The 15,175-nt window shown below is 48.9% G+C and carries 10 protein-coding genes, 12 tRNA genes, 3 rRNA genes, 1 other RNA gene and 1 other annotated feature (1 of these 27 only partly in view); of the genes, 24 read left to right on the forward strand and 2 right to left on the reverse strand.

Going from position 1 to position 15,175, the window contains the following annotated elements; genetic code table 11:
* The first annotated feature begins 88 nt into the window (after positions 1 to 88).
* From ACP26N_RS00075 to ACP26N_RS00100, 6 genes are all read left to right on the forward strand, one after another.
* Positions 89 to 1,336, forward strand: coding sequence for a D-alanyl-D-alanine carboxypeptidase family protein (locus ACP26N_RS00075; protein WP_131504508.1), 1,248 nt, complete (start codon positions 89 to 91; stop codon positions 1,334 to 1,336).
* A gap of 12 nt (positions 1,337 to 1,348) precedes the next feature.
* Positions 1,349 to 1,557 (forward strand) — a binding site (T-box leader).
* A 63-nt stretch (positions 1,558 to 1,620) separates the two neighbouring features.
* Positions 1,621 to 2,898 (forward strand): serine--tRNA ligase, encoded by a 1,278-nt coding sequence (gene serS / locus ACP26N_RS00080; RefSeq protein ID WP_131504507.1) that lies wholly within the window; start codon positions 1,621 to 1,623, stop codon positions 2,896 to 2,898.
* Positions 2,899 to 3,035: 137 nt separating this feature from the next.
* Positions 3,036 to 3,126: transfer RNA gene (locus ACP26N_RS00085), tRNA-Ser, on the forward strand.
* Positions 3,127 to 3,161: 35 nt separating this feature from the next.
* A tRNA-Ser gene (locus tag ACP26N_RS00090) sits at positions 3,162 to 3,252 on the forward strand.
* A gap of 34 nt (positions 3,253 to 3,286) precedes the next feature.
* Positions 3,287 to 3,376, forward strand: a tRNA-Ser gene (locus ACP26N_RS00095).
* 106 nt (positions 3,377 to 3,482) lie between these two features.
* Positions 3,483 to 3,947, forward strand: coding sequence for a DinB family protein (locus tag ACP26N_RS00100; protein ID WP_131504506.1), 465 nt, complete (start codon positions 3,483 to 3,485; stop codon positions 3,945 to 3,947).
* Positions 3,948 to 3,986: 39 nt separating this feature from the next.
* Here the strand turns inward: ACP26N_RS00100 and ACP26N_RS00105 are convergent, their stop codons facing one another.
* A complete protein-coding gene (locus ACP26N_RS00105) occupies positions 3,987 to 4,664 on the reverse strand; it encodes a deoxynucleoside kinase (protein ID WP_012368928.1) in 678 nt (225 codons plus the stop codon).
* On the reverse strand, positions 4,661 to 5,290 hold the full coding sequence (locus ACP26N_RS00110; protein WP_131504505.1) for a deoxynucleoside kinase: 630 nt from the start codon (positions 5,288 to 5,290) through the stop codon (positions 4,661 to 4,663). Before ACP26N_RS00110 ends, ACP26N_RS00105 begins: the two co-directional genes overlap by 4 nt.
* Positions 5,291 to 5,398: 108 nt before the next feature.
* Between ACP26N_RS00110 and tadA the strand changes: the two genes are divergently transcribed.
* The 18 genes from tadA to ACP26N_RS00200 all read left to right on the forward strand — a co-directional run.
* Entirely contained in the window at positions 5,399 to 5,905 is a 507-nt protein-coding gene (gene tadA / locus ACP26N_RS00115; RefSeq protein WP_131504504.1) for a tRNA adenosine(34) deaminase TadA, read from the forward strand.
* Between the two features lie 48 nt (positions 5,906 to 5,953).
* Positions 5,954 to 6,220: signal recognition particle sRNA large type (gene ffs / locus ACP26N_RS00120), an RNA gene on the forward strand.
* Positions 6,221 to 6,315: 95 nt separating this feature from the next.
* Positions 6,316 to 8,001, forward strand: coding sequence for a DNA polymerase III subunit gamma/tau (gene dnaX / locus ACP26N_RS00125; protein ID WP_426354390.1), 1,686 nt, complete (start codon positions 6,316 to 6,318; stop codon positions 7,999 to 8,001).
* Between the two features lie 23 nt (positions 8,002 to 8,024).
* Positions 8,025 to 8,345 carry a YbaB/EbfC family nucleoid-associated protein gene (locus tag ACP26N_RS00130; RefSeq protein ID WP_012368932.1) on the forward strand — a complete coding sequence of 107 codons (321 nt, stop codon included), beginning with the start codon at positions 8,025 to 8,027 and terminating at the stop codon, positions 8,343 to 8,345.
* An 18-nt stretch (positions 8,346 to 8,363) separates the two neighbouring features.
* The gene (gene recR / locus ACP26N_RS00135; RefSeq protein WP_012368933.1) at positions 8,364 to 8,963 is read left to right on the forward strand and encodes a recombination mediator RecR; all 600 of its coding nucleotides are present in this window, start codon (positions 8,364 to 8,366) and stop codon (positions 8,961 to 8,963) included.
* Positions 8,960 to 9,184 carry a YaaL family protein gene (locus tag ACP26N_RS00140; RefSeq protein WP_026827023.1) on the forward strand — a complete coding sequence of 75 codons (225 nt, stop codon included), beginning with the start codon at positions 8,960 to 8,962 and terminating at the stop codon, positions 9,182 to 9,184. Before recR ends, ACP26N_RS00140 begins: the two co-directional genes overlap by 4 nt.
* Positions 9,185 to 9,530: 346 nt before the next feature.
* Positions 9,531 to 11,092: ribosomal RNA gene (locus ACP26N_RS00145) — 16S ribosomal RNA — on the forward strand.
* 165 nt (positions 11,093 to 11,257) lie between these two features.
* Positions 11,258 to 14,172, forward strand: a 23S ribosomal RNA gene (locus ACP26N_RS00150).
* Between the two features lie 47 nt (positions 14,173 to 14,219).
* A 5S ribosomal RNA gene (rrf, locus tag ACP26N_RS00155) occupies positions 14,220 to 14,335 on the forward strand.
* The 16S, 23S and 5S rRNA genes sit together here with 9 tRNA genes alongside, the layout of an rRNA operon.
* Positions 14,336 to 14,407: 72 nt before the next feature.
* Positions 14,408 to 14,483, forward strand: a tRNA-Asp gene (locus tag ACP26N_RS00160).
* A gap of 27 nt (positions 14,484 to 14,510) precedes the next feature.
* Positions 14,511 to 14,586: transfer RNA gene (locus ACP26N_RS00165), tRNA-Phe, on the forward strand.
* 8 nt (positions 14,587 to 14,594) lie between these two features.
* Positions 14,595 to 14,670, forward strand: a tRNA-Thr gene (locus tag ACP26N_RS00170).
* A gap of 10 nt (positions 14,671 to 14,680) precedes the next feature.
* Positions 14,681 to 14,756 (forward strand) — tRNA-His (locus tag ACP26N_RS00175).
* Positions 14,757 to 14,781: 25 nt separating this feature from the next.
* Positions 14,782 to 14,857: transfer RNA gene (locus tag ACP26N_RS00180), tRNA-Lys, on the forward strand.
* A gap of 9 nt (positions 14,858 to 14,866) precedes the next feature.
* Positions 14,867 to 14,950 (forward strand) — tRNA-Leu (locus ACP26N_RS00185).
* Between the two features lie 11 nt (positions 14,951 to 14,961).
* Positions 14,962 to 15,036 (forward strand) — tRNA-Gly (locus ACP26N_RS00190).
* A 36-nt stretch (positions 15,037 to 15,072) separates the two neighbouring features.
* A tRNA-Leu gene (locus tag ACP26N_RS00195) sits at positions 15,073 to 15,155 on the forward strand.
* Positions 15,156 to 15,163: 8 nt separating this feature from the next.
* A tRNA-Arg gene (locus ACP26N_RS00200) sits at positions 15,164 to 15,175 on the forward strand (it continues 62 nt past the right edge of the window).

Below are 15,175 nucleotides of genomic sequence, written 5' to 3' on the forward strand. Positions count from 1 at the left end.
GCAACAGAGAAACCGTCAGTTTCCGGCTGTCGGTTTCTTTTTTTGTGCTACACTGAAAAGATAGAACATCATTTGAAGGAGAGGACCGATGAAACGTCTTTTCACACTCTTCCTGAGTGTACTTATACTGACAGCTGGTTTGTCACCGATGACAGGCTATGCGGAAACACCGGACATTCAGGCGGAATCTTACATAATGGTCGATGCTGTGACAGGTAAGATCTTATTGGCTGAACAGGCTGAGTTGTCGTTACCGCCGGCTTCGATGACAAAATTGATGACACTTTATCTAGTGCGTCAGCAAATTGAGCAGAAAAAACTGTCGTGGAATCAAACGGTTCGACCAAGTGGAAAAGTGTTGAAACTTGCGAAAACACAAGGAATTGCCCGGTTACCGATTCGGAAAACAACGTATACGATTCGGGAACTGTATGATGCGGCCTTCATTAAATCGGCTAACGATGCTGCCGTCCTGTTGGCAGAAGTCATGGCTGGAACGGAAAAACAATTCGTCGAACGGATGAATGAAACGGCGGCCGCACTGGGAATGAAAGACACGGAATATGCAAATGCATCCGGACTGGATGCTGTCGATGCGACATTACCGGGAACGAACTTGATGACGGCGATGGATATTTCGCTTTTGATCATCCGTTACATTCAAGACTATCCGGATGTATTAGATGTGACGAAACGTTCATTCATTACAATCAATGGAGCGAAGGTGGAAAACTCTAATAAGATGTTGCCGCGTCAACCGTATGTATACAGCGGAATGCGGGGAATGAAGACTGGAACGACGGATCTTGCCGGTTACTGTTTTGCGAGTGTCGCAACCCGTGGGAATTTAACGCTCGTTTCGGTCGTCATGCGCACCAAATCGGATAAAGCCCGATTCGCCGAAACGAAAAAATTGCTCGATTATGGTTTTTCTTCTTTTGAACCGTTGACGTATTACGGAAAAGGAGAACAAATTAAAGGCGCCTTACCGATCCGAGGGGCAAAACAAGCCCGTTATGATGTTGTGACGAAAACAGCTTTATACGTGACGGTATTAAAAAATCAGCCGAAACCCCAGACGCCCGTCTTTCAATTTTCAAAAGCCGAAGCCCCTTTAAAGCGGGGTGAAGCCATCGGAACGGTCCAAGTGGAGGACGCCGGACGGTACTTGCCCGGCTTTTCCGTTCCTCAGGCTGTCGTAACCAGTGCTGAAAAAGTTGAACTGGCGAGCTTCCAGACACGTTTGTTCCGTGCAGTTTCGGCCTGGTCCAAAAAAATCAGTCAAGCGATTCATCAACCAACCCTTGTCAACCTTAAAGGGGATAGTGTAAAGTAAAGCTAATCTCATAATGATGTCATGAACGGACCAAGTAGAAGCATTTATTCTGTTAAGAGAGCTAGTGGGTGGTGCGAACTAGTCAGAAGGATACTTTGAATCGAGCCGGATCACACACCTTGCGAACAAGGTGCGGGTACGCCCGTTATCGCGTCTTTAGAGTTGGCTAGTACGACTAGCAATGAGGGTGGCAACGCGGATCCAGGTGATTCGTCCCTCTTCGGTTTTTTAGAACCGGAGAGGGATGGATTGCCTTTTTTTATTGAAAAAAAGGAGGAAATAAGATGATTGATATTAAACGTCTGCGTCAGGATTTTGACGCAATCCAAGAAAAACTAGCACACCGGGGGGAAGATTTGACGGACATGAACCGGTTCCTCGCACTTGATGAAAAGCGCCGGGAACTGATTGCGAAAACAGAAGTTCTAAAAGCAGAACGCAATGAAGCAACAAAAAAAATCGCAGAACTGAAACGCAACAAAGAAAATGCGGATGAGGCGATTGCGGCGATGCGTCAAGTCGGCGATGAAGTCAAAGCGCTTGATGAAGAATTGCGTGAAGTCGAAGCGACACTAAACCTGTTGTTGCTCGGGATTCCGAACATTCCCCATGACAGTGTCCCAATCGGTTCTACGGAAGACGATAATGTCGTCATCCGCGAAGTCGGCGATAAACCGGCATTTGATTTTGAAGCTGTACCGCACTGGGATTTGATGGAGCAATTAAAAATCGTTGATGTCGAGCGTGCCGGAAAAGTAACGGGCAGCCGATTCGTCTTTTACCGCGGTGCCGGTGCACGTCTCGAGCGGGCATTGATCAACTTCATGATGGATTTACACCAGGATAAAAACGGCTATACGGAAATTCTTCCGCCACTCATGGTCAACCGCGATTCTATGACAGGAACAGGACAGCTTCCGAAATTTGAAGAAGATGCGTTCAAAGTCGAAGACACCAACTATTTCCTTGTCCCGACAGCAGAAGTACCGGTGACGAACATGCACCGGGAAGAAATCCTGTCAGCCGATCAACTACCAATCGGTTATGCAGCCTACAGCCAATGTTTCCGGTCTGAAGCAGGTTCTGCCGGCCGTGATACCCGAGGTTTGATCCGTCAGCACCAATTCAACAAAGTGGAACTGGTCCGCTTCGTCAAACCGGAAGAATCATACGAACAGCTTGAGTTATTGACAGGACAAGCAGAAGACGTGCTGAAATTACTCAAACTTCCGTATCAAGTTTTAAGCATGTGTACAGCAGATCTTGGTTTCACAGCTGCGAAGAAATATGACATCGAAGTTTGGATGCCGAGCCAAGGTGTGTACCGTGAGATTTCTTCTTGCTCAAACTTTGAAGATTTCCAAGCGCGCCGGGCACAAATCCGTTTCCGTCGGGAAGCGAATGCCAAACCGGAATTCGTCCATACGTTAAACGGATCTGCACTTGCAGTCGGACGGACGGTAGCGGCAATTCTTGAGAACTATCAACAAGCAGATGGATCAGTTGTTATTCCAGAAGTACTTCGTCCATACATGGGCGGTCTTGAAGTCATTCAAGGATAAGTAGGAAGGGGGAGATTTCCCCCTTCTGATTTTTTAAAAAGTTTTTTTAGAAAAAGGCTTTACACAATAAAACCAAGATGCTATCATAATTTATGTCAGGAAGGCGCTCGTACAACACGACGCGCAATTATAAGTACGGAGGCGTACTCAAGTGGTTTAAGAGAACGGTCTTGAAAACCGTCAGGCGGCGAAAGCCGTGCGTGGGTTCGAATCCCACCGCCTCCTCCATTTCTTTTTTTTTACCTGAAAACTACATATAACTTGGAGGCGTACTCAAGTGGTTTAAGAGAACGGTCTTGAAAACCGTCAGGCGGCGAAAGCCGTGCGTGGGTTCGAATCCCACCGCCTCCTCCACTTCTTTTTTTTTACCTAAAATTACATGTAACATGGAGTCGTACCCAAGCCCGGCTGAAGGGGACGGACTCGAAATCCGTTAGGGGTCGCAAGGCCCGCGTGGGTTCGAATCCCACCGACTCCGCTTATATAAGCATCTCCCATTCATGGTGAGGTGCTTTTTTATTGCTTCCATCGAGAGTGGCATGCTATGTTTTCCTACATCTTAGACAGAAAAAGGAGCAGCAACTATGACACTCACTAAACAAACGTTACTCACGCATTATCAGGACACGATGGATTTTGTTCGTGGTCTTGAACATATACCGGAAGAAGCATGGCGGACACCTTATGCGGAAGGGAAATGGACAGTCGCTGAAATCATTGGTCATTTATCGCCGTGGGACCGGTTCCTTGTCGCGGAACGCTTGCCATATATTTTGGCCAATGAGCCGTTCCGTGTGAAACCGGACAGCGAGGCTGTTAACGAAGAGGCTGCAAAAATGAGCCGGGAACAACAACGGATTTTGACGATTGATGAATTTTTAGTCAGCCGTGACCGGTTGCACCGTGCCGTTGAACTGATTCCGGAAGACCGGTTGACGGATACATTCACGTCAAAAGGAAAAACGATTTCGCTTCTCGACTTTTTAGGTGCCATGATGCAACACGATTTGCATCACCGGGCTCAAATTGAACAAGTAACCGTAGCATGAAAAAAAGCCCGTCGACCTAACCGTCGACGGGCTTTTGGATTAGCGGATTTTAGCTGTGCGGGCAACTTCAAGTTGTTTGTCGATTTTTGATAAAATCCGTTCGATGGATTCCGGTTCGTTCAACAAATCGTATTCGTCAATCGATAGACGAAGGACAGGGCAGATTGTGAAGTTATTGATCCAGTTCGTATAGCGTTCGTACATTTCTTCCCAATACTCGATTGGCGTTTGTTGTTCCATTTCGCGTCCGCGTAAACGAATCCGCTCTAAAACTTGTTCAAACGATCCTTCGAGATAAATCAGGAGATCCGGATGCGGGAAGAACGGTGTCATGACCATCGCGTCAAATAAACTCGAGTACGTTTCATAGTCTGTTGGCGACATCGTTCCTTTTTCGAAATGCATCTTCGCAAAGATACCTGTATCTTCGTAAATCGAACGGTCTTGAATAAAGCCGCCACCGTATTGGAAGATTTTCTTTTGTTCCTTAAAGCGTTCAGCAAGGAAGTAAATTTGTAAGTGGAAGCTCCACCGCTCGAAATCATGATAAAATTTGTCGAGGTAAGGGTTCGTATCGACTTTTTCAAGAGATGTCCGGAAACCAAGTGAGTCTGCTAGACCGTTTGTAATCGTCGATTTACCGATACCGACCATTCCGCCGATCGTGATGACGGCGTCTGCCGGGATGTTGTACTTTTCGCGTAACTTCGAGTTCATGCGTGGTTCGCTCCTTCATATAATTCATTGCGGATCTTTGTCAGGACATATTCTAAATCTTCCGGACGTTTGACGAAGTCGAGTTCATCTCCGTTGAAACGGATGACTTTCACTTCCGGATGTTTGAATTGATAATCCGTGACGAACGTTTCGTAATCAGCTGCCAGTTGTTCGAGGTAAGCACGTGACATGTTTTCTTCAATCTCACGTCCTCGTAAAGCAACACGTTTCATCAATGTGTCGATGCTTGCATCTAAATAAATGACGGCATCCGGTTTAGGCATATCCGTTGTCAGGATCGAATAGATTTGTTCGTACTTATCGAGGTGCTCGACTTTCAGAGAACGATGGGCAAAAATAAGATTTTTAAAGATATGATAATCAGCGACGACAGAGCGTTGCTTACTGAGATAGTGACGTTCGATATCATCGAGTTGCTTAAAGCGATTACACAGGAAGAACATTTCCGTTTGGAAACTCCATTCTTCAATGTCTTCATAGAACTTTCCAAGAAAGGGATTTTCTTCGACGATTTCGCGTAACATAGAAAATGAGAAATGGTGACTGATGGCGTTAGCAAGTGAAGTTTTTCCAACACCAATGGGTCCTTCAACCGTTATGAACATATTCAATTACCCTCCGTTCAGCAAAGTGCAATTTATATTTTAGCACAAAGCAGGGGCACCTGCCGAAGTTTCCCGGAGAGAATTTTTGTAAAGATAGGAAGTGTGATGATGGAACGGCATGAACACTATATGCACCTTGCCATTGAGGAAGCAAAAAAAGCAAAAGCCATCGGAGAAGTCCCGATTGGTTGTGTCATTGTTAAAGGGGATGAGGTGATCGCGACCGGTTATAACCACCGGGAAACGAATCATCAGGCGACGGCGCATGCAGAGCTGTTAGCGATCGAAGAAGCCTGCAGGAAGCTCGCCAACTGGCGTCTCGAAGGATGCGAACTCTATGTGACACTCGAACCTTGTCCGATGTGTGCCGGAGCCATCATGCTGTCGCGGATCGAACACGTCATCTTCGGAGCGGTCGATCCGAAAGGCGGCTGTTGCGGAACGTTGATGAATCTGGTTCAGGATGACCGGTTCAATCATGTGTCACAATTGACAGGTGGTGTCCTTGAACAGGAGTGTGGCGAGATGCTGACTACATTTTTCCGGGAGCTTCGGGCGAAAAAGAAACAACAGAAACGGGCAATGGGTTGCAACGGGACCGATGAAACAGTATAATGAAAAAGCACTCGAAACAAGTGCCACTAAAATACGATAAACCATTTGCCGTGCTAGGTGGGGATGTAGCGGTTCCCTGTCACTCGCAATCCGCTATAGCGAGACTGAATTCCATATCGAGGGATAGGATTGGTGTGGTCTGCCTTACGTAAGTAGCGTTGACGTTTGAGTCCTGCGCAACAGATACCCATGAACCAGGTCAGGTCCGGAAGGAAGCAGCCTTAAGTGGTGCTCTCTGTGTGCCGCAGGAGTGCTTGGACTGAGCAGGCTGCGTGAGTAACGCATGTTGAACCTATTTCAGAATATGGTGCGCGGCAGTTTAATTTTAGATAACAAGTCTACAGCCGGTTCCGGTTGTAGACTTTTTTAGGTAGAATAGAAAGAGGATTATAAATAGAGGAGGCGCAAACTTGGCCTATCAAGCATTATATCGGGTGTACCGGCCGCAACGTTTTGATGAAGTCGTCGGACAGGCCCACATTACCCGGACGATTCAAAACGCCTTGATGGAAGAACGGATGTCACATGCCTATCTGTTCTCTGGACCACGGGGGACGGGGAAAACAAGTCTGGCAAAAATCATTGCGAAGGCAATCAACTGTGAAAAAGCGCCTGTAAATGAACCATGCAACGAATGTCCGACATGTCGGGCGATTACAGAAGGATCAAGTCCTGATGTATTTGAAATCGATGCCGCGTCCAACAACGGTGTTGATGAAATCCGTGAAATCCGGGATAAGGTCAAATATCCGCCATCGGAAGCAGCGTACAAAGTGTATATCATCGATGAAGTCCATATGTTATCGACCGGTGCCTTCAATGCGTTATTAAAAACATTGGAAGAACCGCCGGCACATGCGATTTTCATCCTGGCAACGACAGAACCGCATAAAATTCCGGCGACGATTATTTCACGTTGCCAACGTTTTGATGTGAAACGGCATGAAGTGGATCAATTAATGGAACGGATGCAGTACATCTTGTCGGATCAAACGATCGGCTACACGGAAACGGCGTTACGATTGATTGCCCGGGCTGCGGATGGCGGAATGCGGGATGCATTAAGTCTGCTCGATCAAGCAGTTGCCTTTTCAAATGGAGACTTAAATGATGATGCCGTATTAGAAGTGACGGGTGCGGTCGAGGATGAAGCATTGCTCGCGGTCGCCAATGCCCTGCAAGCTCATCAAGTCGACCAGTTGTTGCAGACGCTTGAAAAAATGCAACGTGCAGGAAAAGACTTAAAGCGTTTCGTTGAAGATTTGGTGTTTTTCTATCGTGATACATTGCTACTCAAAACGTCTCCGACAGCAGTTGATTTACTGGAACGGGCTCGACCGACGGAAGCGTTCAAGACATTCGTCGAGACGATCGAGACAGAAACATGTTTCCACGTCATTGAACAGTTACATGACTGCCAGCAGCAGATGCGTTTGACGAACCATCCCCGTGTTCTAGTCGAGATTGCGTTCATTCAGATCGCGGAACAAGGACGGACGACAGGACAAATCATGCAAAGTTTGCAACAAGAGGTACGGGAACTGAAGGAACAGATGCATCAGTTAAAAGTGACCGGAGTCCCGGCTGCCGAAGGAGCCCCTGCCCAACAGCCCGTTAAGCGAAAACAAGCCCGACCGACAGTACGGATTGCGAAGGAAAGAATTCGGCAAATGTTGAGCCGTGCAGAGAAGACGCAGCTTCTTGAGATTCAAGAACGTTGGGATGCCATTTTGAAATTGATTCTGAAACAAGATGGTCCGATTTATTCTTTGGTACACGAAAGTAAACCGGTCTTGTGCTCAGAGGATACGTTGCTGATTGAATTCGATAACGGAAAAGGATGGCACTTTGAACAGGTCATGACCAACGAACGGACGCGTTTCGTCATTGAAGAAGCGTTGTTTGAGGTCTGTGGCGTCAAACGTCAAATTCTTGCGATTCTCGATAATGACTGGAAAGAACTAAAAGCAGAGTTTGTTGCGAAACGAAATAGTAGTAATATAGAAGAGAAAGAAGTGGCAGTCGAATCGGAAGAAGATCGATTGTTGTCCGAGACGCTCGGACGATTTGGTGATATCGTAGAATTCGAAGACTAATTTCAGTTAGAGGAGGAAGAATTATGCGTGGTATGGGGAATATGAACAATATGATGAAACAAATGCAAAAGATGCAAAAAGATATGGCGAAAGCGCAAGAAGAGTTAAAGGACTTGACGGTGACAGGAACGGCCGGTGGCGAAATGGTCTCAGTCGTAGCAGATGGTCATAAAAATATCATCGATGTCATCATTAAAGAAGAAGTCGTTGATCCGGACGATGTTGAGATGATTCAAGATCTCGTTCTAGCGGCTACGAATGATGCTTTGAAAAAAGTGGATGAACTCGTTTCGAGTAAGATGGGTAAATTTACACAAGGAATGAACATGCCGGGAATGTTTTAAACTGTAGGGGGAAACGAATTGCAATATCCTGAAGCAATCAGCCGCTTAATCGAAAGTTTTACGAAGTTACCAGGAATCGGTCCGAAAACGGCTGTCCGTCTTGCGTTCCATGTCCTTGATATGGAAGAAGACGATGTGCTGATGTTCGGAAAGGCCCTTGTAAGCGCAAAGCGTGATATTTCGTACTGCAGCATTTGTGGGAATATCACAGATAAAGATCCATGTTACGTCTGTTCTGATAAACACCGTAACCGGACAATCGTTTGTGTCGTTCAAGATTCACGGGATGTCATCGCGATGGAAAAGATGCGGGACTATCAAGGGTTGTACCATGTCTTACACGGGGCAATCAGTCCAATGGAAGGAATCGGTCCTGAAGATATCAATGTATCGAGCTTATTGACGCGCTTGCAGGCGGATGAAGCCATTACAGAAATCATTTTGGCAACGAATCCGAACATTGAAGGGGAAGCGACAGCCATGTATCTTTCCCGACTGCTGAAACCGACGGGTATTCGTGTTACCCGGATTGCCCATGGTCTTCCGGTCGGTGGTGATTTAGAGTACGCGGATGAAGTAACGTTATCCCGTGCCATGGAGGGAAGACGCGAGTTATGAATTGGTTTCGGAAAAAAATCCGGAGCGAATATGATGAACGTTTTCTTCGGGAACTGGCGCAGGCACAAGAAAACTACTTGATGAAACGCCGTTTGCTTGAAATCAGTTACGATGACTACGGTGATCTCGAAGCTCAAATGAAGCTGGCTGAATCCGTTTATTACTTCTATATTAGAGAAGCGAAGAAACGACGTGTCTCGCTACCGACTGTTCGCTTATAATGAAAAAAGAGGAAGGCTACCGCCTAGTAATGGGGAGGTAGCCTTCTTTTATCTTCTTTTTAAAATTAATTTAATAAAAGAGTTGTCAGGTTGTAATTATCGTGGTATATTAATTCTTGTCCTTAAGAGGATGAGCGCACTGCCGGAAACAAGAAAAAATTTCTTTCAAAAAGTTGTTGACTTATTGTTTCAGACTTGGTATTCTAATTGAGTCGCCAAAACAGGCGCGGACGAACTTTGAAAACTGAACGATGAGGCAAAAAACGTATCTTCGGATACAAACAATGAATGAAGCGCAAGCTTCGTCAATGTGACATCTAGTCACAACAACGAGCAAGTCAAACACTTTATGGAGAGTTTGATCCTGGCTCAGGACGAACGCTGGCGGCGTGCCTAATACATGCAAGTCGAGCGCAGGAAGCTCACGGAACTCTTCGGAGGGAAGTGAAGGGAATGAGCGGCGGACGGGTGAGTAACACGTAAGGAACCTGCCCCAAGGATTGGGATAACTCCGAGAAATCGGAGCTAATACCGAATAGTTCTTCAGACCGCATGGTCTGATGATGAAAGGCGCTCCGGCGTCACCTTGGGATGGCCTTGCGGTGCATTAGCTAGTTGGTGGGGTAATGGCCCACCAAGGCGACGATGCATAGCCGACCTGAGAGGGTGATCGGCCACACTGGGACTGAGACACGGCCCAGACTCCTACGGGAGGCAGCAGTAGGGAATCTTCCACAATGGACGAAAGTCTGATGGAGCAACGCCGCGTGAGTGATGAAGGTTTTCGGATCGTAAAACTCTGTTGTAAGGGAAGAACAAGTACGAGAGGTAATGCTCGTACCTTGACGGTACCTTGCGAGAAAGCCACGGCTAACTACGTGCCAGCAGCCGCGGTAATACGTAGGTGGCAAGCGTTGTCCGGAATTATTGGGCGTAAAGCGCGCGCAGGCGGCCTTTTAAGTCTGATGTGAAAGCCCCCGGCTCAACCGGGGAGGGTCATTGGAAACTGGAAGGCTTGAGTACAGAAGAGAAGAGTGGAATTCCATGTGTAGCGGTGAAATGCGTAGAGATGTGGAGGAACACCAGTGGCGAAGGCGACTCTTTGGTCTGTAACTGACGCTGAGGCGCGAAAGCGTGGGGAGCAAACAGGATTAGATACCCTGGTAGTCCACGCCGTAAACGATGAGTGCTAGGTGTTGGGGGGTTTCCGCCCCTCAGTGCTGAAGCTAACGCATTAAGCACTCCGCCTGGGGAGTACGGCCGCAAGGCTGAAACTCAAAGGAATTGACGGGGACCCGCACAAGCGGTGGAGCATGTGGTTTAATTCGAAGCAACGCGAAGAACCTTACCAACTCTTGACATCCCCTTGACCGCTTGAGAGATCAAGTTTTCCCTTCGGGGACAAGGGTGACAGGTGGTGCATGGTTGTCGTCAGCTCGTGTCGTGAGATGTTGGGTTAAGTCCCGCAACGAGCGCAACCCCTATCCTTAGTTGCCAGCATTTAGTTGGGCACTCTAGGGAGACTGCCGGTGACAAACCGGAGGAAGGTGGGGATGACGTCAAATCATCATGCCCCTTATGAGTTGGGCTACACACGTGCTACAATGGACGGTACAAAGGGCAGCGAGACCGCGAGGTGGAGCCAATCCCAGAAAGCCGTTCCCAGTTCGGATTGCAGGCTGCAACTCGCCTGCATGAAGTCGGAATCGCTAGTAATCGCAGGTCAGCATACTGCGGTGAATACGTTCCCGGGTCTTGTACACACCGCCCGTCACACCACGAGAGTTTGCAACACCCGAAGCCGGTGAGGTAACCGCAAGGAGCCAGCCGTCGAAGGTGGGGTAGATGATTGGGGTGAAGTCGTAACAAGGTAGCCGTATCGGAAGGTGCGGCTGGATCACCTCCTTTCTAAGGAAAACGTCCCTTACGGGACATGCCCATCGTTCAGTTTTGAGAGCTCGTCTCTCAGTCTCGCAAGAGACACTCGCACCTTGAAAACTGAAGACATCAACAAGACATCAAATTTTTATAACCATGTCATTAGACGTGTGTTCTTAGAATACCAAAATGCTAGATCAAGGTATGAAGGGCGTACGGTGGATGCCTTGGCACTAGGAGCCGATGAAGGACGCGACGAACAGCGATATGCTTCGGGGAGCAGTAAGTATGCTTTGATCCGAGGATTTCCGAATGGGGGAACCCACCATCCGTAATGGGATGGGACATGTTACATGAATACATAGTGTAGCGTGAGGCAGACCCGGGGAACTGAAACATCTAAGTACCCGGAGGAAGAGAAAGCAAATGCGATTCCCTGAGTAGCGGCGAGCGAAACGGGAACAGCCCAAACCGGAGAGCATGCTCTCCGGGGTTGTAGGACACTCTATACGGAGTCAAAAAGGAAGACAGTAGGCGAACGACCTGGAAAGGCCGGCCGAAGAAGGTGACAGCCCTGTAGCTGAAACTGTTTTCCCTCCAGAGTGGATCCTGAGTACGGCGGGACACGTGAAACCCCGTCGGAATCCGGGAGGACCATCTCCCAAGGCTAAATACTCCCTAGTGACCGATAGTGAACCAGTACCGTGAGGGAAAGGTGAAAAGCACCCCGGAAGGGGAGTGAAATAGATCCTGAAACCGTATGCCTACAAGTAGTCAGAGCCCGTTAATGGGTGATGGCGTGCCTTTTGTAGAATGAACCGGCGAGTTACGATAGCGCGCGAGGTTAAGCTGATGAGGCGGAGCCGTAGCGAAAGCGAGTCTGAATAGGGCGCCATAGTGCGTTGTCGTAGACCCGAAACCAGGTGATCTACCCATGTCCAGGATGAAGGTCAGGTAACACTGACTGGAGGTCCGAACCCACGCACGTTGAAAAGTGCGGGGATGAGGTGTGGGTAGCGGTGAAATGCCAATCGAACCTGGAGATAGCTGGTTCTCCCCGAAATAGCTTTAGGGCTAGCCTCGAGGTTGAGAGTTCCGGAGGTAGAGCACTGATTGGACTAGGGGCCCCCACAGGGTTACCGAATTCAGTTAAACTCCGAATGCCGGCAACTTATACTCGGGAGTCAGACTGCGAGTGATAAGATCCGTAGTCAAGAGGGAAACAGCCCAGACCGCCAGCTAAGGTCCCAAAGTGTATGTTAAGTGGAAAAGGATGTGGCGCTGCCTAGACAGCTAGGATGTTGGCTTAGAAGCAGCCACCATTCAAAGAGTGCGTAATAGCTCACTAGTCGAGTGGCGCCGCGCCGAAAATGTAACGGGGCTAAACATACCACCGAAGCTGCGGATTCCGTAAGGAATGGTAGGGGAGCGTTCCAAACCGCTGTGAAGCTGTACCGGAAGGAGCAGTGGAGCGTTTGGAAGTGAGAATGCCGGTGTGAGTAGCGAAAAGAGGGGTGAGAATCCCCTCCGTCGAAAGCCCAAGGTTTCCTGAGGAAGGCTCGTCCGCTCAGGGTTAGTCTGGACCTAAGCCGAGGCCGAAAGGCGTAGGCGATGGATAACAGGTTGATATTCCTGTACCACCGATCCACCGTTTGAACAATGGGGGGACGCAGGAGGATAGTGACGCATGCGGATGGAAGTGCATGTGTAAGTTTCGAGACCGTCTGATTGGCAAATCCGTCAGGCACCAAAGTCGAGGAACGATGCGGAGTCCCGTAGGGACGAAGGTCACGATTTCACACTGCCAAGAAAAGCCTCTAGTGAGGTGGAAGGTGCCAGTACCGTAAACCGACACAGGTAGGCGGGATGAGAATTCTAAGACGCGCGGGATAACTCTCGTTAAGGAACTCGGCAAAATGGTCCCGTAACTTCGGGAGAAGGGACGCTCTACATGAGTAGAGCCGCAGTGAATAGGCCCAAACGACTGTTTAGCAAAAACACAGGTCTCTGCTAAATCGCAAGATGACGTATAGGGGCTGACGCCTGCCCGGTGCTGGAAGGTTAAGGGGATGGGTTAGCGCAAGCGAAGCTTTGAACCGAAGCCCCAGTAAACGGCGGCCGTAACTATAACGGTCCTAAGGTAGCGAAATTCCTTGTCGGGTAAGTTCCGACCCGCACGAAAGGCGTAACGATTTGGGCACTGTCTCAACGAGAGACCCGGTGAAATCATAGTACCTGTGAAGATGCAGGTTACCCGCGACAGGACGGAAAGACCCCATGGAGCTTTACTACAGCCTGATATTGAGGCTTTGTGCATGATGTACAGGATAGGCGGGAGACGTCGAGACCGGAGCGCCAGCTTCGGAGGAGTCACCCTTGGGATACCGCCCTTCATGCATAGAGTCTCTAACTCGCAGCCGTCATCCGGCTGGAGGACCGTGTCAGGCGGGTAGTTTGACTGGGGCGGTCGCCTCCTAAACAGTAACGGAGGCGCCCAAAGGTTCCCTCAGAATGGTTGGAAATCATTCGTAGAGCGCAAAGGCAGAAGGGAGCTTGACTGCGAGACCTACAAGTCGAGCAGGGACGAAAGTCGGGCTTAGTGATCCGGTGGTTCCGCATGGAAGGGCCATCGCTCAACGGATAAAAGCTACCCTGGGGATAACAGGCTGATCTCCCCCAAGAGTCCACATCGACGGGGAGGTTTGGCACCTCGATGTCGGCTCATCGCATCCTGGGGCTGGAGTAGGTCCCAAGGGTTGGGCTGTTCGCCCATTAAAGCGGTACGCGAGCTGGGTTCAGAACGTCGTGAGACAGTTCGGTCCCTATCCGTCGTGGGCGCAGGAAATTTGAGGAGAGCTGTCCTTAGTACGAGAGGACCGGGATGGACGCACCGCTGGTGTACCAGTTGTTCCGCCAGGAGCATCGCTGGGTAGCTACGTGCGGACGGGATAAATGCTGAAAGCATCTAAGCATGAAGCCCCCTCCAAGATGAGATTTCCCTTTGAGTAATCAAGAAAGACCCCTCAGAGACGATGAGGTAGATAGGTCACGGGTGGAAGCATGGCGACATGCGGAGCTGAGTGATACTAATCGGTCGAGGCCTTGTTCTAGCAGATGCATTGTTGATGACTTCAGTTTTGAGGGCGCGAGCCCGTCGTCTGGTGACGATAGCCAAGTGGTCACACCCGTTCCCATGCCGAACACGGAAGTTAAGCACTTGAACGCCGAAAGTAGTTGGGGGCTTCCCCCTGTGAGGATAGGACGTTGCCAGGCATACTTTTTTAATAAAGTATTTGACAATTTTGACTGATTGATATAGTATTATAGAAGTCGTCAAGTTACCACGGTCCTGTGGTGTAGCGGTTAACATGCCTGCCTGTCACGCAGGAGATCGCGGGTTCGAATCCCGTCAGGACCGCCATTTTTATTTACCGAAACTTTTTAGTATGGCTTTGTAGCTCAGTCGGTAGAGCAGAGGACTGAAAATCCTCGTGTCGGCGGTTCGATTCCGTCCAAAGCCACCATTACACCTGCCGGTGTAGCTCAGCTGGTAGAGCAACTGACTTGTAATCAGTAGGTCGCGGGTTCGACTCCTGTTGCCGGCACCATCTTAATATGGCGGTTGTGGCGAAGTGGTTAACGCACCGGATTGTGATTCCGGCATTCGTGGGTTCAATTCCCATCAGTCGCCCCATTTTATTTTTAACTTCATACTATTTGTGTCATTAGCTCAGTTGGTAGAGCATCTGACTTTTAATCAGAGGGTCGCAGGTTCGAATCCTGCATGACACACCATTTTTTTATGCGGGTGTGGCGGAATTGGTAGACGCGCTAGATTTAGGATCTAGTGTCTTTGACGTGGGGGTTCAAGTCCCTTCACCCGTACCATTTATATTTATGCGGAAGTAGTTCAGTGGTAGAATACGACCTTGCCAAGGTCGGGGTCGCGGGTTCGAATCCCGTCTTCCGCTCCAATTTTTTCATATAAGAAACATCAAATAGCATAATTTGCGGTCGTGGCGGAATGGTAGACGCGCTAGGTTGAGGGCCTAGTGGTGGCAACACTGTGGAGGTTCAAGTCCTCTCGACCGCACTTATTATGCACCCTTAGCT

Source organism: Exiguobacterium sp. R-39, assembly GCF_049942815.1.
In the GTDB taxonomy this organism is placed as follows: domain Bacteria; phylum Bacillota; class Bacilli; order Exiguobacteriales; family Exiguobacteriaceae; genus Exiguobacterium_A.

Bases quoted from the DNA above. Each gene is read 5' to 3' on its own strand.
- ACP26N_RS00075 (WP_131504508.1), top strand. From the start codon at position 89: ATGAAACGTCTTTTCACACTCTTCCTGAGTGTACTTATACTGACAGCT.
- serS (WP_131504507.1), top strand. From the start codon at position 1,621: ATGATTGATATTAAACGTCTGCGTCAGGATTTTGACGCAATCCAAGAA.
- ACP26N_RS00100 (WP_131504506.1), top strand. From the start codon at position 3,483: ATGACACTCACTAAACAAACGTTACTCACGCATTATCAGGACACGATG.
- ACP26N_RS00105 (WP_012368928.1), bottom strand. From the start codon at position 4,664: ATGAACTCGAAGTTACGCGAAAAGTACAACATCCCGGCAGACGCCGTC.
- ACP26N_RS00110 (WP_131504505.1), bottom strand. From the start codon at position 5,290: ATGTTCATAACGGTTGAAGGACCCATTGGTGTTGGAAAAACTTCACTT.
- tadA (WP_131504504.1), top strand. From the start codon at position 5,399: ATGGAACGGCATGAACACTATATGCACCTTGCCATTGAGGAAGCAAAA.
- ACP26N_RS00130 (WP_012368932.1), top strand. From the start codon at position 8,025: ATGCGTGGTATGGGGAATATGAACAATATGATGAAACAAATGCAAAAG.
- ACP26N_RS00140 (WP_026827023.1), top strand. From the start codon at position 8,960: ATGAATTGGTTTCGGAAAAAAATCCGGAGCGAATATGATGAACGTTTT.